The sequence below is a fragment of the Rhizobium albus genome (assembly GCA_030160035.1).
In the GTDB taxonomy this organism is placed as follows: Bacteria; Pseudomonadota; Alphaproteobacteria; order Rhizobiales; family Rhizobiaceae; genus Georhizobium; species Georhizobium albus.
In genome coordinates this window covers 782,765-809,535 of record BSNO01000003.1, presented here as the reverse complement: position 1 = coordinate 809,535, position 26,771 = coordinate 782,765, and the positions used below count along the sequence as shown (strand labels likewise).

Annotated in this window: 31 protein-coding genes; 8 read left to right on the top strand and 23 right to left on the bottom strand. The window is 62.6% G+C overall.

What is annotated here, in order from left to right:
* Nucleotide 1: 1 nt before the first annotated feature.
* The 8 genes from QQL76_RS11620 to QQL76_RS11585 form a co-directional block, all read right to left on the bottom strand.
* Nucleotides 2–1,246 carry a phage major capsid protein gene (locus QQL76_RS11620; RefSeq protein WP_499207766.1) on the bottom strand — a complete coding sequence of 415 codons (1,245 nt, stop codon included), beginning with the start codon at nt 1,244–1,246 and terminating at the stop codon, nt 2–4.
* Nucleotides 1,239–1,808: an HK97 family phage prohead protease gene (locus QQL76_RS11615; protein WP_499207765.1), complete on the bottom strand. Its 570-nt coding sequence runs from the start codon at nt 1,806–1,808 to the stop codon at nt 1,239–1,241. The genes QQL76_RS11620 and QQL76_RS11615 overlap by 8 nt, the downstream gene beginning before the upstream one ends.
* Nucleotides 1,809–1,863: 55 nt before the next feature.
* The gene (locus QQL76_RS11610) at nt 1,864–2,169 is read right to left on the bottom strand and encodes a DUF6107 family protein (RefSeq protein WP_404862411.1); all 306 of its coding nucleotides are present in this window, start codon (nt 2,167–2,169) and stop codon (nt 1,864–1,866) included.
* 73 nt (nt 2,170–2,242) lie between these two features.
* Complete coding sequence (locus QQL76_RS11605) at nt 2,243–3,430, bottom strand: phage portal protein (RefSeq protein WP_499207764.1); 1,188 nt, start codon at nt 3,428–3,430, stop codon at nt 2,243–2,245.
* Between the two features lie 19 nt (nt 3,431–3,449).
* Nucleotides 3,450–4,748 carry a DNA-packaging protein gene (locus QQL76_RS11600; protein ID WP_499207763.1) on the bottom strand — a complete coding sequence of 433 codons (1,299 nt, stop codon included), beginning with the start codon at nt 4,746–4,748 and terminating at the stop codon, nt 3,450–3,452.
* Nucleotides 4,735–5,094 carry a hypothetical protein gene (locus QQL76_RS11595; protein WP_499207762.1) on the bottom strand — a complete coding sequence of 120 codons (360 nt, stop codon included), beginning with the start codon at nt 5,092–5,094 and terminating at the stop codon, nt 4,735–4,737. Before QQL76_RS11595 ends, QQL76_RS11600 begins: the two co-directional genes overlap by 14 nt.
* Nucleotides 5,095–5,357: 263 nt before the next feature.
* Nucleotides 5,358–5,525 carry a hypothetical protein gene (locus tag QQL76_RS11590; protein WP_164527916.1) on the bottom strand — a complete coding sequence of 56 codons (168 nt, stop codon included), beginning with the start codon at nt 5,523–5,525 and terminating at the stop codon, nt 5,358–5,360.
* Between the two features lie 178 nt (nt 5,526–5,703).
* Nucleotides 5,704–6,168 carry a YcgN family cysteine cluster protein gene (locus tag QQL76_RS11585; RefSeq protein ID WP_499207761.1) on the bottom strand — a complete coding sequence of 155 codons (465 nt, stop codon included), beginning with the start codon at nt 6,166–6,168 and terminating at the stop codon, nt 5,704–5,706.
* A 167-nt stretch (nt 6,169–6,335) separates the two neighbouring features.
* Here QQL76_RS11585 and QQL76_RS11580 point away from each other — a divergent pair, with 167 nt between their 5' ends.
* The 3 genes from QQL76_RS11580 to QQL76_RS11570 all read left to right on the top strand — a co-directional run bounded on the left by QQL76_RS11580 (nt 6,336) and on the right by QQL76_RS11570 (nt 9,749).
* Nucleotides 6,336–8,495: a transglycosylase domain-containing protein gene (locus QQL76_RS11580; protein ID WP_499208359.1), complete on the top strand. Its 2,160-nt coding sequence runs from the start codon at nt 6,336–6,338 to the stop codon at nt 8,493–8,495.
* A 104-nt stretch (nt 8,496–8,599) separates the two neighbouring features.
* Entirely contained in the window at nt 8,600–9,196 is a 597-nt protein-coding gene (locus tag QQL76_RS11575; RefSeq protein WP_126011005.1) for a DUF1214 domain-containing protein, read from the top strand.
* Nucleotides 9,189–9,749 (top strand): DUF1254 domain-containing protein, encoded by a 561-nt coding sequence (locus QQL76_RS11570; protein WP_404862416.1) that lies wholly within the window; start codon nt 9,189–9,191, stop codon nt 9,747–9,749. The genes QQL76_RS11575 and QQL76_RS11570 overlap by 8 nt, the downstream gene beginning before the upstream one ends.
* Nucleotides 9,750–9,752: 3 nt before the next feature.
* On the opposite strand, the gene QQL76_RS11565 is transcribed toward QQL76_RS11570, so the two are convergent.
* Nucleotides 9,753–9,935, bottom strand: a complete 183-nt coding sequence (locus QQL76_RS11565; protein ID WP_499207760.1) for a hypothetical protein — start codon at nt 9,933–9,935, stop codon at nt 9,753–9,755.
* A gap of 205 nt (nt 9,936–10,140) precedes the next feature.
* Here QQL76_RS11565 and QQL76_RS11560 point away from each other — a divergent pair, with 205 nt between their 5' ends.
* Nucleotides 10,141–11,169 (top strand): DUF2336 domain-containing protein, encoded by a 1,029-nt coding sequence (locus QQL76_RS11560; protein WP_499207759.1) that lies wholly within the window; start codon nt 10,141–10,143, stop codon nt 11,167–11,169.
* Here the strand turns inward: QQL76_RS11560 and QQL76_RS11555 are convergent.
* Genes QQL76_RS11555 through QQL76_RS11545 form a run of 3 tightly spaced genes read right to left on the bottom strand, consistent with a single transcriptional unit; the run spans nt 11,156 to nt 14,204 of the window.
* Nucleotides 11,156–11,500: a DUF1491 family protein gene (locus tag QQL76_RS11555; protein WP_499208358.1), complete on the bottom strand. Its 345-nt coding sequence runs from the start codon at nt 11,498–11,500 to the stop codon at nt 11,156–11,158. The two genes, QQL76_RS11560 and QQL76_RS11555, sit on opposite strands and share 14 nt — an antisense overlap.
* 9 nt (nt 11,501–11,509) lie before the next feature.
* Nucleotides 11,510–12,610 carry a peptidoglycan-binding domain-containing protein gene (locus tag QQL76_RS11550; RefSeq protein WP_499207758.1) on the bottom strand — a complete coding sequence of 367 codons (1,101 nt, stop codon included), beginning with the start codon at nt 12,608–12,610 and terminating at the stop codon, nt 11,510–11,512.
* Nucleotides 12,570–14,204: a sensor histidine kinase gene (locus QQL76_RS11545; protein WP_499207757.1), complete on the bottom strand. Its 1,635-nt coding sequence runs from the start codon at nt 14,202–14,204 to the stop codon at nt 12,570–12,572. The genes QQL76_RS11550 and QQL76_RS11545 overlap by 41 nt, the downstream gene beginning before the upstream one ends.
* 471 nt (nt 14,205–14,675) lie before the next feature.
* Here QQL76_RS11545 and QQL76_RS11540 point away from each other — a divergent pair, with 471 nt between their 5' ends.
* Together QQL76_RS11540 and QQL76_RS11535 are read left to right on the top strand one after the other, a co-directional pair.
* Entirely contained in the window at nt 14,676–15,101 is a 426-nt protein-coding gene (locus tag QQL76_RS11540) for a DUF5330 domain-containing protein (protein WP_499207756.1), read from the top strand.
* A gap of 79 nt (nt 15,102–15,180) precedes the next feature.
* Nucleotides 15,181–15,600: a SufE family protein gene (locus tag QQL76_RS11535; RefSeq protein ID WP_126011012.1), complete on the top strand. Its 420-nt coding sequence runs from the start codon at nt 15,181–15,183 to the stop codon at nt 15,598–15,600.
* 6 nt (nt 15,601–15,606) lie between these two features.
* Here QQL76_RS11535 and QQL76_RS11530 read toward each other — a convergent pair whose 3' ends face one another.
* The 10 genes from QQL76_RS11530 to QQL76_RS11485 all read right to left on the bottom strand — a co-directional run bounded on the left by QQL76_RS11530 (nt 15,607) and on the right by QQL76_RS11485 (nt 23,680).
* Nucleotides 15,607–16,371, bottom strand: a complete 765-nt coding sequence (locus QQL76_RS11530; RefSeq protein ID WP_499207755.1) for a DUF6456 domain-containing protein — start codon at nt 16,369–16,371, stop codon at nt 15,607–15,609.
* On the bottom strand, nt 16,361–16,792 hold the full coding sequence (locus QQL76_RS11525) for a helix-turn-helix domain-containing protein (protein WP_499207754.1): 432 nt from the start codon (nt 16,790–16,792) through the stop codon (nt 16,361–16,363). Before QQL76_RS11525 ends, QQL76_RS11530 begins: the two co-directional genes overlap by 11 nt.
* A 209-nt stretch (nt 16,793–17,001) precedes the next feature.
* A complete protein-coding gene (locus tag QQL76_RS11520) occupies nt 17,002–17,430 on the bottom strand; it encodes a Ros/MucR family transcriptional regulator (RefSeq protein ID WP_499207753.1) in 429 nt (142 codons plus the stop codon).
* A 310-nt stretch (nt 17,431–17,740) separates the two neighbouring features.
* Nucleotides 17,741–18,106, bottom strand: a complete 366-nt coding sequence (gene mnhG, locus QQL76_RS11515) for a cation:proton antiporter (protein ID WP_499207752.1) — start codon at nt 18,104–18,106, stop codon at nt 17,741–17,743.
* Complete coding sequence (locus QQL76_RS11510) at nt 18,103–18,450, bottom strand: MrpF/PhaF family protein (protein ID WP_499207751.1); 348 nt, start codon at nt 18,448–18,450, stop codon at nt 18,103–18,105. The genes mnhG and QQL76_RS11510 overlap by 4 nt, the downstream gene beginning before the upstream one ends.
* Nucleotides 18,447–18,920: a Na+/H+ antiporter subunit E gene (locus QQL76_RS11505; protein ID WP_499207750.1), complete on the bottom strand. Its 474-nt coding sequence runs from the start codon at nt 18,918–18,920 to the stop codon at nt 18,447–18,449. Before QQL76_RS11505 ends, QQL76_RS11510 begins: the two co-directional genes overlap by 4 nt.
* The gene (locus QQL76_RS11500; protein ID WP_499207749.1) at nt 18,917–20,485 is read right to left on the bottom strand and encodes a monovalent cation/H+ antiporter subunit D; all 1,569 of its coding nucleotides are present in this window, start codon (nt 20,483–20,485) and stop codon (nt 18,917–18,919) included. Before QQL76_RS11500 ends, QQL76_RS11505 begins: the two co-directional genes overlap by 4 nt.
* Nucleotides 20,486–20,503: 18 nt before the next feature.
* The gene (locus tag QQL76_RS11495; protein ID WP_499207748.1) at nt 20,504–20,881 is read right to left on the bottom strand and encodes a Na+/H+ antiporter subunit C; all 378 of its coding nucleotides are present in this window, start codon (nt 20,879–20,881) and stop codon (nt 20,504–20,506) included.
* Nucleotides 20,881–21,300, bottom strand: coding sequence for a Na(+)/H(+) antiporter subunit B (locus QQL76_RS11490; RefSeq protein WP_126011019.1), 420 nt, complete (start codon nt 21,298–21,300; stop codon nt 20,881–20,883). The genes QQL76_RS11495 and QQL76_RS11490 overlap by 1 nt, the downstream gene beginning before the upstream one ends.
* A 1-nt stretch (nt 21,301) precedes the next feature.
* Entirely contained in the window at nt 21,302–23,680 is a 2,379-nt protein-coding gene (locus QQL76_RS11485) for a monovalent cation/H+ antiporter subunit A (protein WP_499207747.1), read from the bottom strand.
* A 225-nt stretch (nt 23,681–23,905) separates the two neighbouring features.
* Between QQL76_RS11485 and msrB the strand changes: the two genes are divergently transcribed.
* Nucleotides 23,906–24,319, top strand: a complete 414-nt coding sequence (gene msrB / locus QQL76_RS11480; RefSeq protein ID WP_499207746.1) for a peptide-methionine (R)-S-oxide reductase — start codon at nt 23,906–23,908, stop codon at nt 24,317–24,319.
* Between the two features lie 16 nt (nt 24,320–24,335).
* Here the strand turns inward: msrB and QQL76_RS11475 are convergent, their stop codons facing one another.
* On the bottom strand, nt 24,336–24,503 hold the full coding sequence (locus tag QQL76_RS11475; protein ID WP_404862429.1) for a hypothetical protein: 168 nt from the start codon (nt 24,501–24,503) through the stop codon (nt 24,336–24,338).
* A gap of 163 nt (nt 24,504–24,666) precedes the next feature.
* On the opposite strand from QQL76_RS11475, the gene QQL76_RS11470 reads away from it, so the two are divergent.
* Nucleotides 24,667–26,763 (top strand): S9 family peptidase, encoded by a 2,097-nt coding sequence (locus QQL76_RS11470; protein WP_499207745.1) that lies wholly within the window; start codon nt 24,667–24,669, stop codon nt 26,761–26,763.
* Nucleotides 26,764–26,771 lie beyond the last annotated feature (8 nt).

Below are 26,771 nucleotides of genomic sequence, written 5' to 3'. Positions count from 1 at the left end.
CTTAGGCGGAGAACTTCACAAGCTTGATCGCGTCGAAATCCTGCACGCCGCCACCCACGCGCTTGGACGTGTAGAACAGCACGTAGGGTTTCGCCGAATAGGGATCGCGCAGGATGCGCACGCCCGTGCGGTCGACGATCATGTAGCCACGCCGGAAATCACCGAACGCGATCGGCGTCGCATCCGCCGCAATGTCCGGCATGTCCTCGGCCTCCACGACGGGGAAGCCCATCAAGGCAGCGCGCGCACCGGCCGTCGCCGGCGGCTGCCAGATATAGTTGCCGTCCGCGTCCTTGATCTTGCGGATGGCCGCCTGCGTCTTGCGGTTCATCACGAAGGAGGCGTTCTGCCGATAGCCGGCCTTCAGCGCATAGATCGTGTCGATCAGCACATCGGAAGGCGCGTCGGCATCCAGTGCGCCGGCGCTGCCGGTCGCCACGGTTCCGATCGAGCCCCAGGTCCAGGTGGCCTCCGAAACCGTGTCGTAGTCGAGGATGCCGCGCGGCTTGTTGACACCGTCGCCGCCAATGAAGGCGGCGCTTTCCTGTTCGGCAAAAGCAATCTCGACTTCCGATGCGATCCACGACTCGATGTCGACGGCGCTGTCCTCCAGCAGCGAAGCGGTCGCCGCCGGCATCGCGTAGAGTTCCATCGTCGGGAAAGACAGCTCGGCAAGCTGCGCCGTGTTCGTCTGCGGCCGCGCCGCCGTCTCGCCGACCCAGCCGACAGCCATGCCCGAAACCGCAAACGGCTTCTTCAGTACCGCGCCGGAGACTTGCCTGACCGTCGCGATCGACCGGATCGGCGACAGCGAGCTCAAACGCTGGCCGATCTCGGTGTCGATTTCATCTGGCACCAGAAAGCCGCCATCGGGATCGGAGCCATAGGACATCGCCTTGGCTTCGATCGTCCGCAGGTCGTTCTCGTCACCGCGGCGCACATAGCGCTCGAACGCCTCTTTGCGCTCCAGCATCTGCGCGCTTGTCGCTCCACCGATCGCCGGGCGGGCGCGCTTCAGCACCAGCTCATCGATCAATCGCTGCTGGGCGTCCATCGACTTGGAGATGCGGTCGAGCTTTTCGCGCGTCACCACATCTTCCGCGCCGCGATTTTTCAGTTCGTCCAGTCGTTGCTCGTTCTCATCCTTGAACGCCTCGAACTGGTTCATGAAGGCGCCGAAAGCTGCCCCGACATCCTCATCGGCTGCCTTCACTTCCGGTGCGCGCACGCCTGCCTGCTCATCCATGATATCGTCCTTTTTTCTGCTGCATGATCTCAGTCGCTTGGCGAATGATCGACGCCAGCGACAATTGCTCCCGGCCGGCCGCTTTCACCGCGGCCACCCGCGCTTCGGGCAACATCGGAAATGTCACCACCGAGATTTCCCAAAGGTCGGCCTGAAGAATGCGGCGCACGTTGCGCATGCGGTCGGCCTCCGCCCGAACTGTCTTGAAGCCGATCGACAGCCCGTCGATCGCGCCGGCCCGCATCAATTCATGGATCTCCCGCGCCCGCGCGACACCCATCGCCAATTGGCCTGTCACCTTGAGGCCGCGCCGGTCCTCTACGATCGACACCCACCGGCCGATCGGAATATTGGGATCGTGCTGGAACAGCATCTTCACGCCGCTGGAGCCGCGTGCCTTCAGCGAAGTCGCAAAGGCGCCGGGCGCGATCGCATCACGACCGAGGTCGACGGCGTCGAAGACGCTGGCATAACCGGAGAACCGCCCCGCCTCCGTCACTGTCTCCAGTGCCAGATCGGCATATTTCTTCTGTCTGCAGGCGATGATCGCGTCTGCACTCATGGTCGTTCCTCATGTCTCGAATGACGCCCGCTTCAGCCGCCCCGGCCGGGCTTTGCTATTTCCAGCGTTCGGCCAGCCGGGCCAGAACGCCGAGAGCCCACCAGGCGCAAAGGCTCGCTGCGGCAGAGCCCATCAGCGTGATTTCGATCGGTGTCAGCCGCGATCCGATCGCCAGCCAGTCGGACAGCGCAACGCCCACCGCACCGCCGAAGATCATCCCGCTCGCGACCCCGATGAAGAAGCGCCCCGCCGCTTCGCGCCTGCTTTTCGGGAGGAGGTAGATCAGCGAGATGATCGCACCGGCCATGGCGCCGAGACCCTTCGCAAGCAAAAGGCCGATGTCCTGAATCAGGTCCGTCATCGTCGCTTCTCCATTCACCCCCTGCCCGTTCCCTTGAGAGATCGATTCAACCCGCTGCCGGTCTGAATCCAATTCACCGCTCAAGCGGTTCATATCCCACGGCTTTTCGCTTCTCGTCCTCGGTCAGGAAATCCGCAGCCTGCAGGCGTTTCCAGTCGGCTTCCCGCTCGATGGCGAGCCCCGCGATCTGGTCGGTGTCGAAATTGATGCGGATGTCGTCACCGAACGCCGGGCAAAGCCAGTGCGTCAGGCGCGCACAGATGCGCGTCATCAGCGGCAGGATCGTCAGCCGGTAAAACGCGCGGTTCGCCTCCTGGTAATTTGCATAGGTGTTGTCACCGGGTATCCCCAGCAGCATCGGCGGCACCCCGAGTGCGAGTGCGATATCGCGCGCAGCACCGTTCTTTGCCTCGACGAAATCCATCTCGCGCGGCGTCAGCGCCATCGCTTTCCAGTCGAGCCCACCTTCCAGAAGAAGCGGCCGCCCCGCGCGCCTTGCGCCGGAATAGCCCTCCTCCAGCTCTTCTTTCAGGCGCTCATATTGCTCCTCGGTGAGGTTGCCGCCCTCTTTCGGCTGGTAGACCAGCGCGCCGGACGGCCGTGCCGAATTGTCGAGCAGGGCCTTGTTCCAGATCGCGGCCTGATTGTGCAGGTCGAGCGCCATCGCGGCAGCGGCAAGCGGCGGAAAGCCCATATGCGCATCGAGCGGATTGAACAGCCGCAAGTGCATTAGCCCGCCTTCGCCAGCATGGCCAAGCCCGATGCGTCGCTTCTGCCCACGGCAGCTATAGTCATAGCCGGTGAGCCAGCCGCTCCGATCCTCCACCGGCGTCACGAGGTCAGGCCTCAGGAGATGTAACTCCCGCAGCCGCTCGCCGATCCCCACCGCCTCCACATAGGCATTACCGGAAAGCACCAGCTGCCCGATCAGCGCTTCGCGAAATTCCACGCCCGCCTGGCTGCCGTTGGGCGCCGCCATCAGCTCCAGGACCGGGTGGCGATCGAGCTCCCGGTCCCCCTCATAGGCGATCAGCGGCACCGAGGCGCCCGCTTCGGCAATCAGCCGCACGCAACGGTGCCCGATCGGGTTTCGCATGTAGCCTGCATGAGCAAGCGCCCCGAAGGATCGGCCCGACCATTGCGCACCCACCGTCTGGTGCAAGGCGACGAAGCCCGCGCCGAACTGGCTGGCCTTGGTTTCCACAGCCGGCCGCGCCCCGGCCTCGGCTTTGCGCCAAGGCAGGCTGAAAGAGAATTTCATCTGTCGTCCTCGCTTGGTTCTAAATTCCGCGAACGCGCGGCGCACCATCATGGCCGAGCAGCAGGGCCGTGATGGCCCAGACGAGCGCGTCCAAGCGGTCCGGCGAACGTCCGCCTGAAAGCCCGTCCGGCCCGAAATCGCACATCTGATCCTCAAGGTCGGGAAAGGCGCCCGCGTGGCGCACCCGGCCCTGCTCGTAAAGCGCTGCGACCGGCTCGGCGCGCAGCCACTTTCCGCGCGTTGCCCGCACCGTCGCGATCGGCAATTTCGCATCCACCGAACGCAGCATGGCCGCAACCATGTCGCCGCCCTGGTTGATCTCCGCGACAACCCGATCGGCCCCGAAGCGGCGATAAAGCGCCACCACCTGCTGTGCCCAGCCGGCAGGCGTCGCACCAGCGACCGACCCGTCGGCAATCACCACCGCGTGGTCCGCGTCGTCCAGTCCCGCGACGACGATCCCGCAGCAGGACCCAGGCGCGGCCGCCGCCGCCGGCGGATCGACCGCAATGACGATGCGATGGAGCTTTCCTGCAAGTCGCTGGCGTGCCCGTTCGACCAGAGCGCGCGACCAGAGCGCGTCTTCCCGGTCTTCGATCAACTCGCCGCCCAGTTCCTGTCGTCCAAGACGGGTTCCGCCATAGCGACCCTCGATCGCCTCCAGAAATCCCGGTGCGAGATTGGCGCTGTTGTCCTGTGTCGCAATCCTTACGCATGCCGTCGTCGGGTCGGCCATGATCCGCTTCAAAAGCGGCACTGCGCGCGGCGTCGTCGTCACCAATTGCCTCGGCCGTTCACCGAGCCGCAGTCCGAATTGCAGCATGTCGAAGGTCTCGTCCGGGTGCCGCCATTTGGCCAGTTCGTCGCACCAGGCCAGCTCGAATTGCGGCCCGCGCAGGCTTTCCGGATCCTCTGACGAGAAAATCTGCGCCACCGCGCCGCTCGCCCAGACCAGCCGGCGCCGCGAGGCTTCAAACCGCGGGCGGTCGTGTCGCGCGATCCGCGCAATGCCCGATACGCCGTCGATCATCACCTCTCGCGCATCGCCGAGCGTTTCTCCTACAAGCGCGATCCGCATTTCCGGGCGGGTGGCTCCCGTCCCGTTTGCTTGGCGCCCGGTGCTGGATGCCATACCCTGCACCCACTCCGATCCCGCGCGGGTCTTTCCAGATCCGCGCCCGCCCATCAAAAGCCAGGTGCGCCAATTCCCGTCCGGCGGATGCTGGGCCTTCCTCCCCTGATAGGCCCAGTCCGTATCGATAAATGTCTGCTCGTCCTGCGACAGTCCCTTTGTCAGTCCTGCGTCACTCGTCCCCATCAGCGCCGCCCGGCTCCCTCTCCAGCTTGATCCGCTCCGCAAAAAGCGCCTCGATCCGGGCCGAAACGCGCGCCGCCAGCCGCTCCCGATCAATTTTCACATCTGCGTCCCTGCTGAAGACATCGGCCAGGATCAGTTCCAGAAGTTTCTCATGGGTCTTCGCGAAGCTCACGATCAGATCAAGGATCGACTTGATGTCGCGCAGTGCGTCTGCGTCACTGCGCTCCGCCCGCTCTTTCTCCGATCGCGCTCTGATCACTTCGAACGCGCCGTATTCGCGCTCGAGCCTTCGCCAGAGCCGGTCCAGGAGTTTCAGGCCCTTCCGCTCCGCTGCCGTCTTCGCCATCATCCACCCACCGCGCATAAAAAAAGCGCCGCAAAAGCAGCGCTCAACTTCGGTCTATCCGTCTCAAAGCCAGGGCGCTCCAGCCGCCCTGCCCCGCCAGCCGCACTTTTCCGACTGTAGATGAACCCTATCAAACCACCGTCACGGTGTCAAGGAATTTTTTCCTATACCACCAAGCAGGCAGCTGAATGCAAAAAGCCACCGCGACGTTGGCCGGCGGTGGCTTCGGAGTGTCGGTCTGTCGACCGGATCAGCAGTCGCTCTTAGCGCCAGTTGATGCCGTCGAAGGACTTCGGGTCCAGACCGATCGAGTTGAGCGCACGGGCGCTCGGCTTGCGGCCAGCTTCAACTGCTGCGGCGCATTCACGCAGGCCGCTCATGTAGGTAGCGAAGCCGGAAACGCGGTCACGGAAGCTGCGGGGGGTGCTCATCATCTTCTCCAAAAGGTGTCATTCACTGTGCATCAGCAATATGGGTTTATTGCACCGCAATATGAATGGCCGATTGCGTGAAGGAGCCGTGCGTTCAGCGCATGGGTTTCGGTAACGCGTGATTCACCTTCACATGCATCTGCCGCCTGCGGCTGCAGTGAAGGCTGAAGGCCGGTATTTACCGCGCCGTGTCCGGCACTTCGAAGGGCCATTCCACCAGATGGTCCTCGTAGTCTTCCAGCTCCATCCCCTCCTCCGGCACCGTGCGGCCGCGCACCGAAACGCCAGCCTCGTGCACCGTGTCGCGGCTGCCCGAAATCAGGTGGTGCCACCAGTAGAGGTCTTCGCCATCGCGCACGAGGCGATAGCCGCATGTGGGCGGCAGCCAGCTCAGGCTGCGCACTTCCTTCGGCGTCAGGCCGATACAGTCCGGTACCTGCGCCTGCCGGTTTTCGTAATCGGAGCAGCGACACGTCGTGTCGTCGAGCAGGCGGCACCGCACGCTCGTCCAGATGATCTCGCCGGTATCCCAGTCTTCCAGCTTGTTGAGGCAGCAGCGCCCGCACCCGTCGCACAGGCTTTCCCACTCGGCCGCGTTCATCTGCTCCAGAGTCTTCGTTTGCCAAAAGGGTGTGTCATTCATGCCGCGCAACTTTTCTTTGAGCCCGGCGCAATGCCGGATTGCTTGTTCTTTTCCGCAAACTGCGACAAAATTTAAACCTCAAGGGGCGATCATCGGCTGCGGCATTTTCGGCCGCAGGTCTGCCGGCTGCCATACGCCGGTGGTTCGTGTACAGCGGGGCGTAATCGATCGTGCAGGATCCCTTCAGTCAGGGCAACAGGCCACGCCGGCGTCGCAACCTCCTGTTGCGGCTTGATTCTTGGCTTGATTCCACGCTTTGGGGCGCAGGCTCCGGCCTCGGCGAGACCTGGGAAGAAATCACCATTTTCTTTCGCCGTTTCCGCGTGCGAGGGACCAAGCGGCTCGTCGTGGAAATCATGGGCGAAGGCCTGACGCTCGGCACCGCCGGCTTCGTGCTTCTCCTCGCACTTGCGCTGCCAGCGTTCGATGCGACCTATGGCAACTGGCGCGCGCAGGACGATTTCGCCGTCACGTTTCTCGATCGCTACGGCAATGAAATCGGCCATCGCGGCATCATCCATGAGGATTCCGTTCCGGTCGATGCCCTGCCCGACCATCTGGTCAAGGCCGTTCTTGGCACCGAGGACAGGCGCTTCTTCGAGCATTACGGCATCGATTTCGTCGGCCTCGCCCGTGCGATGGGCGAGAACGCCCGCGCAGGCTCGGTCGTTCAGGGCGGATCGACGCTCACGCAGCAGCTCGCAAAGAACATCTTCCTCAGCAATGAGCGCACGATCGAGCGCAAGATCAAGGAGGCCTTCCTCGCGATCTGGCTGGAGGCCAATCTCTCCAAAAAGGAGATCCTCGGCCTCTATCTCGACCGCGCCTATATGGGCGGCGGCACGTTCGGCATCGCTGCCGCCTCGCAGTTTTATTTCGGCAAACCCGTCACGGATGTGACGCTGGCCGAATCGGCACTGCTCGCGGGCCTGTTCAAGGCGCCGGCCCGCTATGCCCCGCACAACAATTTGCCGGCCGCACGTGCCCGCGCGAACCAGGTGCTCACCAACATCGTCCAGGGCGGCCTGATGACCGAGGGACAGGTCATCGGTGCCCGGCGCAACCCCGCAAGCGTCATCGATCGCGGCACCAAGGATGCACCCGACTATTTCCTCGACTGGGCGTTCGAGGAAGTTCAGCGCATCGCCGGCAGCTTTCCCGAGCATTCGCTGATCGTGCGCACGACGATCGACCTCGACCTGCAGAAAGCTGCTGAAGACGCGCTGGAGTTCGACCTGCGCCAGAGCGGCGCGAGCTTCGACGTCACCCAGGGTGCGGTCGTGCTGATCGAGAATGGCGGCGCAGTGCGCGCCATGGTCGGCGGCCGCGACTATGGCGAAAGCCAGTTTAACCGTGCGACGAAAGCGCTGCGTCAGCCGGGGTCGTCCTTCAAAGGCTTCGTCTACGCCACGGCAATGGAAAACGGGTTCACACCCGATTCGGTCATCTCCGATGCCCCGATCACCTGGAACGGCTGGTCGCCCCGCAATTACACACGCGGCTATTCGGGTTCCGTCAATCTGACGACCGCGCTCGCGAAATCGTTGAACACGGTTCCCGTGCGTCTTGCCCGCGATCATCTCGGCACGGACCGCATTGCGGAAACGGCGCAGCGCATGGGCGTGCAAACACCCGTCCGCACCGACAAGACCATGCCGCTCGGCACGTCGGAGATCACCGTGATGGACATGGCCACAGGCTATGCGACCTTCCCGGCCGGCGGCATGCAGGCTAATCGGCACGGCATCACGCAAATCCTGAACTATCGCGGCGAAGTCCTGTTCGACCACGGCCGTGATGCTCCGAAGCCCGAACGGGCGATCTCCGAAGAAGCAGCCGTTTCCATGAACACGATGATGGCGCAGATCCCCGAATGGGGTACCGCCCGGCGCGCCAAGCTCGACGGCATCCGCACCGCCGGCAAGACGGGCACGTCACAGTCCTACCGCGATGCGTGGTTCATCGGCTACACGGGCAACTTCACCGCTGCAGTCTGGTACGGCAACGACAACTTCACCGCGACCAACAACATGACGGGCGGCTCGCTCCCGGCGATGACGTTCAAGCGGCTGATGGATTTTGCCCATCACGGCATCGACCTGCGCGCCATCCCCGGCGTCGAGCCTGAAGCACCCGCCGCAGTCGACGCAAACAGCCCGCAGATCGCCGAGGCGGGCGAAGCGCGTCCGGTGCGTCAGCGCGCCCTATCGCAGGAAGGCACTCGTATCCTGCGGCAGATGGTCGAAAGTTTCGGCGTCGATGAGGCTGAGCGTCCGGAAGGCGAACTGGCCGAACTGCGCGATCGCATCGATGGCGGCGATCTCTGATTGATGCCTGCTGTGATCCTTGAGGTACCACCCATCACCGGGCGTGATCCTGTCGGCGTTGTCGTGCCATCGGACGGCCATGCTCCTTACGCAGGAAAGCGGCCATGATCGGTGCGCTGCGTATTCCCTTTTTCATTGGCCTTGCTCTCGCCATCGCGTTCAGTGGAGGCATTGCCGCCACCAAGATCGCACTCGATGCCGAAGATCCCTTCGATGTCCTGGAGATCGGCCCTTGGGTCGCCAACCCCTTGGCGCAGACCGCGGGCGCCAATCCCTATGACAAGGCAAGACGGGCGCTCGGCGATGGCTCCGGCCTTGGGCAGGCGGAAGGCCTCGTCTTTCGGGCGACGACCGATACCTCCGGCGCGCCACTTCTCGCATCCTGCGCCTATTTGGTTGCGGGCCAGGTTCCTGCAAGCCGCGTCTGGATCATGCGCCTGACTGGGTTGTCCGGTGAGATCAGCCACGCCGAACCGCCATTTTCGCGTGCCCTGCATTCCGCAAGCGTGCTGCGCGCGCCTGACGGTGCGTTCGAAATTCGTCTCGGCGCGGAGGCCCGCTCCGGCAACTGGCTGTTTCTGTCTGGAGACGGTCCTTTCGGCATCGAATTCCTCCTCTTCGACACCCCGGCCGCAGGCAACTTCGGGCTGATCGATCTGGAGATGCCTGAGATCGAGCGTCAGGATTGCGCCGATGCGTAATCTCGTCTTCGCCATTCTCGCGGGTCTCGTCGGCGCGCTCGTGCTGCATATCGTGATCATCCTCACTCTGCCCTTCTTTGCGAGTGACGACGTCTATTCACGCATTTCATCTCTGCCGGCGAATGATCGCTTCCTGCCGGCTTCCGCGGTTAGCGCTGAGGTAACGTCGACGGAGCTTGTCTCTGACACCCCCTATTCCACGACCTATCTCTGCCGCTTCGTTCTTGCCGACGCGCCGATCCATCTTCAGGCCGAAGGCGCGGTGCCCTTCTGGTCGCTCGCGGTGTTCGACCGGCGTTCCAACGAGCTCTTCAGCATGAATGACCGGACCTCCGAGGGGGGCGGCATGAACGTGACGCTCGCCAATCCTCTGCAAATGATCCGGCTGCGCGAGGGCCTGCCGCCGAACCTTGCAGGCAGCGTCCTCGTCGAAACGGATGTCACAGATGGTTATGTGCTGATGCGCACCGTCGTGCCGGACCAGACGATGCAGGCTCAGGCAAACGACTTCCTGTCGTCGGCCACCTGCCGCGAAGAGCCGCTGGCTGATTGAACCTCAGCGCCCGTCGTGCGGACGTTCTGCCTCGTCACGCCGTATCTGCACGACCGGCAGGCCTTTGCCGGACCGGTCGATCCGCACGCCTGTGAACATCAGGATCGTTGCACTTTCCGATGGCTCCGGACGCTTCGCGCCTCGCGGCCGACGATCGAGGTCTCTCAATGAAATTATCGCTGCCATGCCATTCTCCGTCAGTTGCCCAAACGGATGAACGCTGAACGTTTTCACCCAGGATCTGCGGCCCGCAACGGCTTGCGAATCATCGTCAAAAGCCCCGTGCCCACAGTCCATTGCGCCATTCAGCCAGCAGATGGTTAACACCTTGCTAAGCCTTTCTGTTTAGTCTCGGTTCATCACTTTTTGTTTTGCGTAGGTGCTGGTTCACGTGTCCGATCGTTTTCGTGATCTCGAACTCTCAGGGCGAGCCGGCCGCAAGGATGCGGTGCTCTTGGCGACGGTTGCCAGCTTTGAGGCCATGCCTGAGCCCAGCAAGCGCGATCTCAAGCAATTCGCCGACCTGTTCGTCCCACTCTTTGAGGCCGCTTCGGAAGAAGCAAAGCGTACGGCAGCAGCGGCCCTGTCGCGCGCGCCGATCATGCCCGAGGCCGCCAGCCGTCTCATTCTGGATCAACCGGTCGGTATCGCGGCTCCCTTCATCGTGCACTCCAGCGCAATCGACGAGTCCCTGCTCATCGAAGCGGTGCAAAAGCACGGCGTTGCCCATGCCCGCGCCGCCGCACGTCGGCGCTCGGTGTCACCCCAATTGCTTGCCGCATTGTCCGCCATTGCCCATCCGGCAGTAAAGCGGACGCTCTCGCTTCGCGACACATCGGCTGCAGCGGCCGAGCCTGCCTCCCGCACGCCGTCCGCCGTCGAACGGCAGGCTCGCGAAGAAGACATCCGCAACAAGCTTCGGTCGATCGTCATGCGCAACACGCCGGACTACGCAGACCCGCCAACATTGCCGGCGCGCATTGCACCGGATGTGGAAAGCCGCCTCATCCGGCACGTCGAGGAAGGCGACACGATCTATTTCGCCACGGCGCTCGCCGATGCGCTCGCATCGCGTTTCGATCTCGCCGAGCGCATCATGATGGACGTGTCGGGCGCCCAGCTTGCACAAACGCTCGTGGCATTGGGCCTGCGCTACACGATGATCATCGCAGCGCTCGAGCGTTTCTTCCCGCATCTTGCGGATGGACAAGACGGCGAGCGCCGTTCGCTCCAGCTGCTGCGCTCCTGTTCGTTCGTCGAATGCGTCGAGAAGGTCATGGCCTGGCAGCGGGCCGATTGGATTTCAAGGCGCGCAGCGCATCAGCCTGTCGTTGCCGACAGCGCTCGCCGCGACGTGCGGGCGGATCAATCGCCCAAGCGCAACGCCCTCCAACGTGGTGTGCCGCTCAGGCGGGCCTGACACCAAGATAGCGCAGCGGATCGTCCGCCTCGATCTCCACGATCCAGAGATCGCTGTCGAAGTTGCGTTCCTTGGCCAGCAGGGCCTGGACCTTCTCGTGCTCTACCCGCTCCAACCGCAGCTCGAAAAGCCGGTCACCGGCTGCCTCTCCATCCTCGAAGATCGATTGCGGAGCCGGGCCAAACAGGCTTTCCGTGCCGTCGCGGTAGCGGCATCGCACGAAGATCGCGCCCGCTTCCGGCGCCCCACTCGCTTCCACAGCGGCAAAGCCACCGTCGGCGAACACGCGCCGGATCAGCGCCGATACAAAGATATCGCTCTTGAGACGCATCATGGGACTTCAGAAAGCCCCGATTTCCTGAAGCTTGTCGAGAACTGCCTGGTCGGGCTCACCCGTAGTCGGCAGGCGGTAGTCGCCTTGGAACTCCCGAATGGCCTGTCGCGTCTGGCTGCCCAGCATGCCGTCCACGGCCACATCGGCATAGGCGATGTTGACGAGCCCCTGCTGGATTCTGCGCACCGTCTCGACGTCGGTCGAGCCCGAGCCACCGGCGGTCGGAATGTCGGCCGGCGGGGTATAATAGTCACTGCTGTCGCGGGCACCGAGCGCTGCCGGCGGCGTCAGTGCCGCTGTTTCGTTCGGCGAGACGCTGACCCGTTGAACAATCGCTGGCTCCGGCCGTGCTTCAGGCCGCGCCTCGGTCCGTGCCTGCGGCTGGGCCTCGGTCCGTGCCTGCGGCTGCGCAACGGGCGGGGCGGCACGCTCGGCGGCTTTCAAGCGCTGCAGCGTGCTTGCGGTCAGGCCGAGCCCTTCCGAGCCCGAAGCCGCTCCGAATGCTGCAAGCGCTGCGCGCGTCTGTGGCCCGGTCAGCCCGTCTACGGCACCGGTGTAGTGGCCGAGCCGCGCTAGTTCTGCTTGGATCTCGCCGATTAACGCACGTTCCGCTGCCGCTTGCGGGGCGGACGGTCGCACGATGTCGTCGACCGTCGTCTCCGCCTCGGGCGGAATGCTGGCAGTTGCCATGTCCCGGTCTTCCGGCCGTTCGATGACGACGCTCTGCACGCGTCGTGCAGGCACCGGGGTCAGAATATCCTCGATCGTCTCCACGCCGTCTTCGGATCCCAGACTGTCGCGCCCTGCCTGTTCGATCTGTCGAGGCTCAACCCCGTCGGCCGTCATCAGCGGCGCTGGGGTGGGCGCGATGCCGGTCCGCGTCGACAGGAGCGGCGAAGGATGCCCGCCCGGCTGATACCAGATGGCGTTGGCGGTAACGAAGCTGAAGACAACGGCAAAAACCACGCCACCGGCGGCAAGCGACGGATGGCGCGCAATGAGCCGCCCGGCTGCGTCGAAAGTCCGCGACGCAAAACCAGGAGAGCGCCGCGCCTTGCGGCGGGGTTCAGGCTGTTTTCGCGGTCGTTTCGTGGACTTTGCCGGCATTGATTGTCTTCTTCTCCCTCGTGTTCAATCGCGGTGGAAACTCCACCATGCGCGCGCTGTTGTCTGCCTGTCGCTCGGTGCTGTCCACCCCTTCGGCAGGAAGTTCCACCGTCGCGGCCGTGCCGCGGCCGATCACGCTGTCGATCACGACCCGCCCACCATGGAGGCTTGCGAGCCCCTTCACAAGGCAAAGGCCCAGCCCCGTTCCCTGGTGGCGTCGGGCATAGCCCTCGTCACCCTGAACGAACGGTTCGCCGACGCGGCTCAGAATTTCCGGAGGCATGCCAATGCCCGTGTCGGACACCGTCAGGCGGATCATCGCGCCGCTGCGGGTCGCATCGACGGTGATGACGCCACCGGGCTCGGTGAACTTGATCGCATTGCCGATCAGGTTGATCAGGATCTGCTGCACGGCGCGCTGGTCGGCGTTCAGCAGGCCCGCACGGCGCGCGCGCGCCGTCAGCGTCAGCCCTTTGTCTTCCGCTTCCAGGCCGAGCATCTTCACGCAGTCGTCGACGGCAGCGGCAACATCGAAATCCTCATGGATCAGCCGATAGCGCCCGTTCTCGATCTTGCTCATGTCGAGCATCGTGTTGACCAGCGACAGGAGGTGCTCGCCCGACCGCTTGATCAGGCCGACATATTCGCGCTGCCGCTCATCGGCGAGCGGCGCGAAATATTCCCGTGCCAGTATCTCGGAGAACCCGATGACGGCGTTGAGTGGCGTGCGCATCTCGTGGCTCACGGCAGCGAGGAAGCGGGTCTTCTCGCCCTCGGCCTGCTCGGCAAGATCCACGAGCCGAGTGCATTCGGCACGCAGTTCGATCTCCTCGTCGACGATCCGCATGTGAGCGATGATGTCGCTCACCTCGCCCGTCGCCAGAAGGCGGGGCGAGAGATCGATCGAGACATGGACGAACTGCCGGTCCATCGCGGCCCGGTGCAGCCGCACCATGAGCCGTTCGCGCGCTCCGCCGAGACGGATGCGGTCGAGCGCCTGCATGAAGGGCAGTCGATCCGAAACGTGAATGCGCTCGATCATGCTGCGCGGACGGTTGACGTCGATCCATTCAGCGAAATCGCCAAGCTCGTGACCGCCGGCGCGCAGCAGAGCGCCCTGTTCGTCGAGCAGCGCCACAAAGCCGGACATGTGCGCCGCCAGCGCAAAGTCGTCGACTGGCGCAATCTCGCGTTCCTGCGACGAGCCATCGACGTTCCGGAAGCCAAGCACCAGAACGGGAAGCATCGCGCCAATAAGCGCGCAGACGACGACACTCAGCTCCGTGCCACTGGTGTCGAGCATAGCGCCGGCGAGCGCAGTACCGGCGACCAGCGCGCCGAGCGTCACTGCGCCGAGACGCCGCGAGCCGGTCACGCCCAGCATGGCTGCAGCGCTCAGAAGAATTGCGGATGCGATGATGGCCGCTGGCAAGGCCACAGCAGGTGCGGCCAGAAATGCGACGAGTGGCAGCAGCAAGAGCGGCGCGGCAAGCGCGCTGGTCAACAGCACGCGCATCATCCTCACCTGCGCATCCATCTCCGGCCCCTCGTTGAGGGCTTCGTTGATGCAGGCGCTGGCGGCACGACCGATCATGGTCGCGACCCTGCTATGCATAGCGTTCCAGAATGTCACCGACGGGTCCGAACTCGTTACAAAAATCTCATCGTCTTGAAGCCGAGGTTGCACCCCCGCCCTTAAGGAATGGATAAGCCGAAAGGCAGTGGTTTGACCGAACGCGGCCTATTCAGCGGAAATGGCAGGATGCGCCCGGTGGAACCGTCGGTATGGTTAACGCTTGGTCTCGCAATGGCCCCCGAAATTTTGACCAGGCCCTGCTGCCGGTCCTGGTTTCGTGGCATCGAAAGCCAGCCAATCCGGGCATTTGATACAATTGCCCCTGAAGCGTTTCACCAAGTTGGCGCTGCCATCGATCGATAAAATTTGAATCAAATTCTGCGGCTCGGCTCAAACGGGCATTTGAACCTTTGCGTTATGGTCCTTCTCAACAAGCGATACCGGGACGGTTCAGAAACCCGGATCGAACTCTGCGGGAAGGCTTGAACGATGGGATTTCTGCTGAAAGGTGCATTCTGGTTTTCGGTTGTCTTGCTCAGCCTTCCTCTTCTGGAAAGCAGAGAGACCAGCGAAAACGAGCAGCCGTTGGCGGTCGGGGAAACGATCTTCGCACTCGGCGTGGCGATCGAGGACATCCGCTCCATGTGCGAGCGCCACCCCGATGTCTGCGTCACCGGCGGCGAAACTTTGAACGCACTTGGTCTTCGGGCCCGCGATGGGGCGCGCATTGCCTATCAATATCTCGACTCGGCGCTAGGCGACGGCAATGGTGCCGCAGATCCGCTTGCGACCGGCACCGTTCTTGGTGCAACCGCCGAAGCCGCTCCCGCGGTGGCTGGCTCCACGCCCGAAGAGGCCGCGGTCATGCTGCCCCCGACCGTCAGGCCTTACACCGCGCCGCAGCCGCTCGATTGAAATTGTCCGCCCTTTTCCCCGTGATTTTCGGGTATCCGTCGCCTATATGCGGCTAGACACTTGAGAGACGGGACCGATCATGACGCCGCTGCAGCAGATCAAGGACGATTTTGCCTTTCTCGACGATTGGGAAGATCGCTATCGCTACGTGATCGAACTCGGCCGTACGCTCGACCCGCTGACCGACGACGAGCGGGTCGACCAGAACAAGGTTCAGGGCTGCGCCAGCCAGGTCTGGCTCGTCTCCCGGCGCGATGGGTCCGAGGGCGATCCTGTGCTGCATTTCCGCGGCGATTCCGATGCCCACATCGTCAAGGGCCTCGTCGCCATCGCTCTCAGTGCTTTCTCCGGCCGCAAAGCTTCCGAAATCGAGGCTTTCGACGCTTCCAACCTTTTCGATGAGCTGGGGCTTGTCGAGCACCTGTCGCAGCAGCGCGCCAACGGTTTGCGCTCCATGGTCGCGCGCATCAAGGGCGAAGCCGAACGCGCCGCCGCCTGAGATCATTCATCGTGTGAAGCCATAGTGGCGGCTCAGCGCCGAAAGCCCGGACCTGAGCATGATCTTTGCCGACCGTGCCGGCCATTGGCGCTCGCGTTCCACCAGTTCCAACCCCTTTTCGAAGCAGCAGACATCCAGGACGACACCGGAAAGCTCCGGACCGATGGCCTGCATGGCCCGGTCGATGCGTTGGCGGGCGGCCATCGCCGAATCCGATATGTCAGCCGTACCGTTTGCCGAGCGTCCGGAGGAGCTGGCAACGCTCGCTTCCCAGTTCGCCGAAATGCGTGGCTGCATGTGTCCTCGCACGAAGTCGCGCGAAAGCCGCTCGCCGGCTTCACGCTGGTGCCCGCTCAAGAACGCCTGCCCGTCCCTGCCCTTCATGCGCGCGATCGCAGCCAGCGGCGATTCTGTCATGTTGCGCGCGACGATGGCTTGCTGTCCGTCGATCGTGACCGTGTCCCTCTTGATCTGCCCATGCTGGCTTTGAAAGCACATATCGCCGCCATCGAGTCCGGCGCCGGCCAAGGCCCGTCGCGCAAAGCTCAAGCCCGCGTCGGTGGCGCGCAACCCATCCTCCGTCTCCATAAGCAGCCCCGCCCGCAGCGCAGCGCAAAGCAGCGATGACGCCACCCGCACCGTCTTGCCATCGAGCGCCGTGAGAATGATCGCCTTCGATGTCCTCTCTATTGTTACACCGCCCGTACAAAAGCGCACGAGCTTGAGGGTCTGCCGCGCGAGATTGGATTGGTCGGAAACACTAGAACCCACGCGCGCCCCCATCTCGCTGGAAAACCGCGGCCGCAACGCGCTCGATGGAGGCGATGAAGCGATCGAATGCCGGATCATCGCGGCGGTCCTCCACGACATGGCACGCATGGCTCACCGTCGTTCGATCCCTACCGAATGCGAGGCCCAGATCCGTGAGGGAGTGGCACAGCACCACATGCGACACATACATCGCGATCTGCCGTCGCTGAACCATCGCGCGGCGCGATGCCGCTCCTTCTCGCCTGTGGCTTCTCTTGGGCGCCGGCTCGCCGGCAACCAGCGCGTCCATCTCGTCAACCACCGCCTGGATCGCCCGGCACTGGTCCACGAGATGCACGTTCACAGCTGAGGCGAAGTCCGGCAGCGATCCGCCTGGCCGGATGCGTTCACTTGTGGGCGCGGTCGAAATTTGGGGTGGCATGCTCGTCTCCTGCATATAGGATTATATTCTTAATCCAACCCGCGGTGCGGGGACAAGTGACTCCACGGAAATGTGAATGCGAGGCGCATAATCGCAACAGGTGCTGATACGCGTGCCATGAGAAATGGAAGGTTATCCCCGTTTCGGAAACGAAAAAGCCCAGCCGGCTAGCCGGCTGGGCTCTCTTCAACAGGCCTGGAAGCCTGGGATTACTTTCCGCGGCGCTTGCGCTTCTGGCCGAGGCCCATCTCTTTGGCGAGGCGCGAGCGGGCTTCCGCATAGGCCGGGGCAACCATGGGATAGTCTGCGGTCAGGTCCCACTTCTCGCGATACTCTTCCGGGCTCAGCGTATGGTGCGTCATCAGGTGGCGCTTCAGCGATTTGAACTTGAGGCCGCATTCGAGGCAGGTGATCTGGTCATCCTGGACGGAGCGCTTGATCGGCACGGCCGGCTTCGGCTTTTCGACAACAACAGCTTCCTGTCGCACTGTCATGTTGCCCAGGGCATGATGCACATCAGCAATCAGAGCAGACAATTCACCGACGGGCACGACATTGTTGCTGACATAGGCAGCTACGACCTCGGCCGTAAGTTCCACGATCAGTTCTTTATTGTCCATCTCACTCGTCTCATCCATCGACTGCCCCGAAACCTCTATCCAAAACGCATTCAACACGGCGATTCATCGCTGTTTTTCATATTATAACAGAAAGATAAAGTGGAAAATCCGATATTTTTTGATGCCAATGAATAATCTATCCATTGTCCAAGATTCAAATCGTTATGAAAATCGTGCCGAGCGCGTCTGAGTTGTATTCTTTGCCAACACTCTACATCCGCTTAACATCAAGAATGGGAACGGACACAGAACAGCGACCATCTCGCACCGTGCATAGCGCCGGCTGCTGAGGGCATGCTCCCATGACGAGCGACTGCCTACTGGCCGCTTAATCAGACCTGGATCCCGACGCTGAAGCCGAACCCGGTTCGACGGGCATTTCGTTCAGCACGGTCAGCGGCGACAAGGTATACCCAGCAGCATAAGCGGCACGGGCAAGAAGATGCGCCGAGATCGGTGCAGTCAAAAGCAGGAAAATGACGCCGGCGATGGCGCGCATGAAGGTGCCGCCATCCAGCGCATGAAGACCAAGCGCGATCAGCAGAAGGCCCGAGCCCACGGTTCCGGCCTTGGATGCCGCGTGCATACGCGAATACACGTCGGGCAGCCGGACAATGCCGACGGCCGCCAGAAGCGAAAAGATCGCGCCCACGACCACGAGCGCAGCGGTGACAAGTTCGATCGCGAGGGTCATGACGCTCTCTCTTCGACTGCGGTTTGCTCGCGGCTGGCAGTGCCATTCGGCTGGGACGCACCGCGCTCGGCGTTGACGAGAATGAAACGTGCAAACGCGACGGTCGCAAGGAAGCCGACAAGTGCGAGAGCGATCGCGATGTCCACGTAGAGCGTGAAGCCCGTATAGATGCCGATGGCCGCTATCAGCCCTATTGCGACGGCAACCAGCATGTCGAGTGCAACGACCCGGTCGGGCAGCGTCGGTCCCTTGATGACGCGATAGACGCACAGGAGCAGGGCCAAGCTCAAGACAACGAAGGCAAAGGTCAAAGACGCTTCGAGGATCGGTCCAAGCTCTGTCACCGGAAAGCCTCCATGATGCGTTGCTCGAACCCGCCCTTGATGTCGCGCCTGATGCCATCAGGATCGGAGCAGTCGATCGCATGGATGAACAGCGTCTTCTTGTCGTCCGACACATCGAGCGACAGCGTGCCCGGCGTCAACGTGATCAGGTTGGCTAGCAGCGTGATTTCGCCATCGCGATCCACATCGAGCGGCAGCGCCAGAATGCCGGGCTTCACGTCCATCTTCGGCGAGGCGACCAGCACGGCCACTTTCCAAGCCGACAGTGCCAGTTCTTTGAGGAACAGAAGGACGAGGGCGAGGATTCGCTTCGCCCGCGTCAGATAGCTCGCCGAGCCGACCTGCTCGCGGATGAGCATCAGTGCCAGAAAGCCGAGCACAAAGCCGAAAGCGATGTTCAGCTCGGAGAAAGAGCCCGATACGGCACCCCAGGCGAATGCCAGAAGAATATTGGCGAGAAACAGCTTCAATTGACGGCTCCTTCCGCGGGAAAGACCGATTGGATGTAGGCAGACGGATCGAGTAGACCGGCTGCCGCACTGTCGCTCAGCTGCAGCAGCGTTTCGGGAAACACGCCGAAGCCGACAGTCAGGGCGACGAGAGCGAGAAGCGGCAGCAGCGACGTCATCTTCATCTGCGCCGCTGCCGGTGTGCCCATAGTCTCCGGCGCCGGCTTCCAATAGGCGTGAGCCCAGACGCGGCCAACGGCAATGGTCGTCAGGAAGCCGGTCAGGAGAATGATCGTCGCGAGCCCGCTCGCGCTGGCGTCCAGCGATGCACGGACCAGCATGGCCTTCGGCCAGAAGCCGCTGAAAGGCGGCAAACCGGAGACCGAAAAGAACAACACCAGCGACATTGCCGCAAAGAGCACGTTGCTCCGGTAGAGTCCGCCCAGATCATTCATAGAGAAAGACTTGCCGATCCGGGCAGCGATGCCAGACGCCACGTAAAGCGCCGTCATGACGACCATCGAATGCAGTGCGTAGAAGATCGCCGCCGACAGCGCTTCGACTGTCGCGAGCGCAATTCCTGCGAGCATGATGCCGATCCCCGAAACGACTAGGTAGCCGAGCAGGCGCCGATAGTCGGTCTGGGCAAGCGCCCCGAACGCGCCAAGCAGCATGGTCAGCATCGCGGCCCAAGCGATGACATCCGCAAACGCGTCGCGTTGGTCCGGAAACAGCATCAGTAGCGTGCGCGCCAGCGCATAGATGCCCACCTTCGTCAGCAGGCCGGCAAAGAGCGCGGATACGACGACTTTCGGCGTATGATAGGAGGCGGGAAGCCAGAAGCTCACCGGAAACGCAGCTGCCTTCATGCCAAAGGCGAAGAGGTAGAGCGCCGCCAGCGTGTAGAGCGGACGGGCATCGTCTATGGTGCGCGTCTGCGCCGCAATATCGGCCATGTTGAGCGTGCCGAACACGCCATAGAGATAGCCGGTCGCGACGAGGAACATCGTCGTCGCAATCAAATTCAGGAACGCATACTTCGTCGCGCCGTCGATCTGGCGATCTTCAGAGCCAAGCACCTGCAGACCGAAAGAGGCGATCAGCAGAACTTCGAACCAGACATACAGGTTGAAGATGTCGCCGGTGACGAAGGCGCCGATCACGCCGGCCATCATCAGGAAGAGGAACGAGAAGAAGCCGTAGCGGCGGCCGGTGGTGTCGACATCCTCGGCAGCGTAGATCGCGCAGGCTACAGCCACGATCGAAGCCGTAACCGCAAGAATCGCTCCCAGTACATCCACCGTGAACGAAATGCCGAAAGGCGGCAGCCACCGCCCCATGGTCATGGTCACAGGACCGTTTTCGACCACATGCGCCAGCAGCGCCCCACACAACACGAACAAGCCGATCAGCCCGATGATCGCAGCCTTCGCCTGCAATTCTGCGTTCTTGCGCAGCATCATCAGCAGTGCGCCGGCGATCAGGCAGTACGGCACAGGCGCAATCACCAGCCAGTCGGCCAGCGCCAGCGGCTCCATCACGAATGCGCGGGAATAATCGATTGCTGCCTCGGAAGGTCCGGCCATCTTGATCAGTGGTCCTTGCTAGTAGCCCAGCGGCGGCAATGGGTCATCCGCGGGCTCGGCCAGACGCATGTCGCGGGAATCGTCGGTGGCCAGCTCCTGGTATGCGCGAAAGCCCAGCACAAGCAAAAAGGCGAAAAACGAGAATGAAATGACGATGGCCGTGAGGATCAGCGCTTGCGGAAGCGGATTGGCAATCGGGATCAGCGGCGCGTCGAGCCCGGCCGGAATGATCGGCGGCACGTCGCGCGTGAGCCGGCCCGACGTGAAGATCAGGAGATTCACGCCATTGCCAAGCACCGCCACGCCCATGAGGATGCGGATCGTGTGGCGCGACGTCATCAGATAGATGGCGGTGGTGAAAAGCAGTCCGACGAAAATCGCGAGAACCGGTTCCATCAGATCTCGTCCCTTTCTTCCAGCGCAAGAGCGATCGAACCGATCGTACCGACAACCGCGAAATAGACGCCGATGTCGAAGAACAACACGGTCGAGAGCGGAACCTCGACCCCGAAGATCACGGGATAGATCCACAGGCCGGTCATGAACGGCACGCCGACGAAGATCGAGACGACCCCGGCGACGGCGCCAAGCACCACGCCGAAGGCCGCGATGTTCATCGGGTGAAAATAGATCGCGCGGCGAACGGGCGCCACGCCGGAGGCGATGCCGTAGATCGCGAGAGCCGACGCCGCGATCAACCCGCCGATGAAGCCACCGCCCGGTTCGTTGTGGCCGCGCAGCAGAACGAAGATCGAGAAAACGATCATCAGCGTGGAGAGGTAAGGTGCGACGGTTCTGAAAATCAGGGTACGCATGTCACGCCTCGCCTTCGGCTGTTCGCGGTGCGATCGGCGCATCCACCACCGACCGCGTTCGATGACGTGTGCGCACGCGCAGCAGTGCGAGGATGGCCAGACCGGCAACCGTCACCACCGCAATCTCACCCAGCGTATCCGTGCCGCGGAAGTCCACCAGAATGACGTTCACGATATTGGCGCCGTGGGCGATCGGACGGGAGAATTCGTTGAAGAACTCCGTCAGCCGCATGTCGAGCGTGCCCTGCGTGACCTTCAGCAGGTAGAGCGTGAAGGCCAACCCGCCCGCGATCGCGATAGCGCCGCTGACGATCCGTTCGCCCGTCGGCCGGTAGTCGGAGGCATTCAGCCGTAGGCGGGTCATCACCAGCGCGAGGATGACGACCGACAGGGTCTCGACCATGAACTGGGTAAAGGACAGATCCGGGGCGCCGAAGAGCATGAAGATCAGCGCGACGGCGAAACCCTGGATACCGAGCGACACGATGGCTGTCAGGCGATCCTTGGCGACGATCACCGCGAAGAGACCGAGAATGCCGATGCCGATGATGGCGAGTTCGTGGAAACGGATGTCGCTCGGCCAGGCCGGCCATTGTGGCAGTTCGTCGAACATCACCATCGGCAGGAGAAGCGCGAGCGCGATGAAGGCAAATGTCACCTTCACGTAGAAGTCCAGCCGCCCGGGCTGAAGAAGTGCCGTAGCGCGGAACGAGAAGCGGACGAGACCGCGCATGAACTGGTCGAAACCGCGGTCCGGCCCCCACCCGATGGCTGCAAGGACCTTTGCGATCGCTCCCCGCAACTGGTCCACCGCCAGATAGGCACCGATCCCGACGGCGACGGTGAGGATCGAGAGGAAAAGCGGCATTCCGATCGACGGGATCAGCGAAATGGAAACCGGCGTCGCCTCCCCTGCGACGGCGGACGCCATCGGCGTCGATATCCCGGCATGGAAGAAGCCTGACAGAAGCGCAGCCAGAAGACCGGCGGAGGCAAGCACCACGGGGCCGAGCCACAACATCACCGGCCCTTCATGCGCGTGCTTGGGCGTCTGCACCGGCGAGCCGAGGAACGGCTTCAAGGCAACGGCAAAGCCGATCACCAGCATCAGCGCATTGCCGACAATGGCGACCAGCGTGAAGGTCAAGGCCCAGGGGCTCGTCGCCCAAAGTGCATAATAGATCTCTTCCTTGGCCAGAAATCCGAAGAATGGCGGCAGGCCCGCCATCGAAACCGCCGCTGCCAGCGCGGCTGCAAAGGTAATGGGCATCGCAGCCCGCAAGCCGCGGAGCCTGGTCACGTCGCGGGTGCCCGCTTCATGGTCGATCGTACCGGCCACCATGAACAGGCAGCCCTTGAAGAGCGAATGCGCCACAAGATAGAGCACAGCCGCCTCGATCGCATGCTCGCTCCCGAAGCCGGTGAGCATCACCAGCAGGCCCAGCGAAGACACCGTCGTATAGGCGAGCATCAGCTTCAGATCGGTCTGGCGCACGGCAAGCAGCGTGCCGACGATGAGCGTCGTGCCACCGAAGACGGGCAAAATCGTTTCCCATGCCACCGTGTCACCAAATGCGGGATTGAGCCGCATCAGCAGGTAGACACCGGCCTTCACCATTGTCGCCGAATGCAGGTAGGCCGAAACGGGCGTCGGCGCCTCCATGGCGTTCGGAAGCCAGAAGTGCAGCGGAAACTGCGCCGATTTCGTGAACGCGCCGCCAAGCACGAGGATGAGAGCTGCCAGATAGTAAGGGCTGTCGCGCATCACGTCGCCGGCCGCGAGGAGTTCCGACATCGAACCGATGCCGGTGACGTTCCAGACGAGAAGCAAGCCGGCCAAGAGCAGGAGCCCGCCCCCGCCGGTCACGATCAGCGCCTGAAGGGCAGCGCGGCGCGAGGCCTCTCGGGTGTGATCGAAGCCGATCAGCAGGAACGACGTGATCGACGTCAGCTCCCAATAGACGAACAGCGTGAGGAAGTTGTCTGCAAGCACCAGTCCCAGCATCGCGCCCATGAAGAGCAGGATGAAGGACAGGAAGCGCCCAAGCTGCGGATGCCCCTTGAGGTACCCGCCCGCATAGATGACGATGAGCGTGCCGATGCCGGAGATCAGCAGTGCGAAGGTGAGCGACAGGCCGTCGATGTACCAGGAGAAGTCGACGCCAATGCTCGGTATCCAGGCGAAGCCGCCCGTGATCGTCCCACCCGCGCTGACCGCATCGAGATGCGCCAGCATGTAGATGAAGATCGCGGCAGGTGCGGCCGCCAGCACCCAGGCGGCATTCTGCTTCAACTGACGAACGAGAAAAGGTGCGAACAGCGCCGCGATAAACGGCAGCAGCATCATCGCCAGCGTCGTGCCTGCCGCTTCGGCACCCATGGTCTCTCCCGAACCTTCTTATCGCAGGATTGCCGCCGCACGGATTGCGGCGAAAACGTGCCGGCCTACTTAATTTGAGGCGCGTTCCCATGCAAGTGGATCGTCTACGTTATTGACAACAGTCGACAATAATCATCGGCCGATCGATCACTTACATCATTGTCTTGCGGTGTTGAGTAACTACCTGTCACCACACGAGCATCGACGCAAGCGAATGGTCATCACATGAGCGACACCAAGGCACTGAAAGTCGAAAAGTCCGAAGCGGAATGGCGCGAGCAGCTGACGCCGGAGCAGTTCCATGTCACCCGCAAGCACGGAACCGAGCGAGCATTCACCGGTCCGAATTGGGACCAGAAGGCACCGGGGCTCTATCGTTGCATCTGCTGCGATAAGCCGCTGTTTCGGTCGGAGACGAAATTCGAGTCGGGCACCGGCTGGCCGAGCTTTTACGAGCCTGTCGAGCCTGAAGCCGTGAGCGAGCACAAGGATCGGTCATGGTTCATGACCCGAACCGAGATCCGCTGTGCCGATTGCGACGCGCATCTCGGCCACGTTTTTCCGGATGGCCCCCGCCCGACGGGCCTGCGCTACTGCATGAACGGCGTGGCGATGGCGTTTGATCCCGACAACCGATGATGCGCGACGGCCGGCGTCAGAACCGCTCGGCCTCGCGTTCGAGCCGGGTGTGGTCGACGGCGTTTGGCGACAGCTGCTGGATGTTGACGATGCCGGAGGCGTTGCGCTCCGGCACTGCAGCTACGGCCAGCACTGCGGACACAAGGCCACCAATCCAGACCGCAACGAAGATCCAACGCATCATCTTTTCCCTCTTCGCCCGGCGACCGCCACACGAGCATGACGCAAATGTGGCAGCAGTTCGCTGAACCGAGGCTGATGATGCCATTCATCAGCCATTCATCAAGGACGGATGTGGCTTATCCGTTCACATACCGACACGAACTATTACACTTGGAGACAGCGCATTGACCGCCTTCAACGATCTTCCAGATGCCCCTCGCGCGGAGCGTCGTCCGACCACGGATACTCGCCATGGCGTCACCCGGACCGACGACTATGCGTGGCTGAGGACGGCGAACTGGCAGGAGATGTTCAAGCGCCCGGAGACGCTGGAGCCGGAGATCCGGCAGCATCTGGAGGCAGAAAACTCCTATCAGCGCGCAGCTTTGGCCGACACGACGGTGCTTCGCGATCAGCTATTCAAGGAGATGAAGGCGCGGATCAAGGAGGATGATTCCTCCGTCCCCTCGCCGGATGGGCCGTTTGCCTACGGCACCGAGTTTGTGACCGGCGGCGAGCAGCCCCGCTATTTTCGTGAAGCCCGCGACGGAAGCGGCCGCGAGATCATTCTGGACGGCGATGCAGAGGCCGCAGGCAGAGATTACTTCCGTCTCGCCGGCTCAAGCCACAGCCCCGACCATTCCCGCACCATCTGGGGTTACGACGACAAGGGCTCGGAGTTCTACACCGTCAAGGTGCGCGATCTCGCTTCGGGGCAGGATCTGGAAGACATCGTCGAGAATACGGGCGGCGGCGGCACCTGGTGCGCCGATGGTTCCGGCTTCTTCTATACGCGGCTCGACGAGAACCATCGTCCATCGAAGATATTCTTCCATCGGCTCGGGACATCGGTCACCGAGGATCGCCTGATCTATGAAGAAACCGACACCGGCTTCTTCATGGGCGTCGGCGGCTCACGCCTTGATGACTTCATCTTCATCGACATCCACGATCATGAAACGTCGGAATTCCGCCTTCTGCCGGCCAATGATCCGTTTGCCGAGCCAAAGCTCGTCGCGCCGCGCGAAACCGGCATCGAATACGACCTGACCGAAGGCGGCGATGTCTTCTTCATCCTCACAAACGCCGGTGGGGCTGAGGATTTCAAGATCGTCGAGGCACCGGTCGATCAGCCGGAACTCGCAAACTGGCGCGACGTGGTCGCGCACAAGCCGGGCCGACTCATTCTGGCGCACATGGCGTTTTCCCGCTTCCTCGTCTGGCTGGAACGGGAAAACTCCCTGCCACGCATCATCGTGCGCGACCGTGAGACCGGCGAAGAGCACGCGATCGCCTTCGACGAGGAGGCCTATTCGCTCGGTCTGCAAGGCTCGCTCGAATACGACACCGACATCATCCGCTTCAGCTACTCGTCGATGACGACGCCATCGCAGCTTTACGATTACGACATGCGCACGCGCGAGCGGACGCTGCTGAAGACACAGGAAGTGCCATCGGGCCACAATCCGGACGACTATGTGACGCGACGCGTCATGGCGCCCACATCCGACGGGGAAACGGTGCCGGTCAGCCTGATCTATCACAAGGACACGCCGCTCGATGGCAGCGCGCCCTGCCTGCTCTATGGCTATGGTTCCTACGGCATTACCATCCCCGCGTCCTTCAACACAAACTGCCTGTCGCTGGTCGACCGCGGCTTCGTCTACGCGATCGCCCATATCCGGGGCGGCAAGGACAAGGGGTTTGGCTGGTACGACAAGGGCCGCCGCGAGCATAAGCTCAACACCTTCACCGATTTCATCGCCGCGGCTGATCATCTCGTCGCCGAAGGTTTCACCAGCCACTCGAAAATCGTCGCACAGGGCGGATCGGCGGGCGGCATGCTGATGGGCGCCGTCGTCAACATGGCGCCTGAAAAGTTCGGCGGCATCATCGCGGCCGTTCCGTTCGTCGACGTGCTGAACACGATGCTCGACGACACCCTGCCGCTCACCCCGCCGGAATGGCCCGAATGGGGTAACCCGATCGCATCCAAGGATGCCTATGATCTCATCGCCTCCTATGCTCCGTATGAGAACGTGACGGCGACGACCTATCCGCCGATCTTCGCGATTGCCGGCCTGACCGACCCGCGCGTCACTTATTGGGAACCGGCAAAATGGGTCGCCCGCATCCGCGAGACGATGACCGGCGGCGGACCGATCCTCTTCAAGACGAACATGGATGCGGGCCATGCCGGCGCATCCGGTCGCTTCCAGCGCTTGGAAGAGATCGCGCATGAATACGCGTTTGCACTGAAAGTGGTCGGCAAGGCCGCATGAATGAGAGT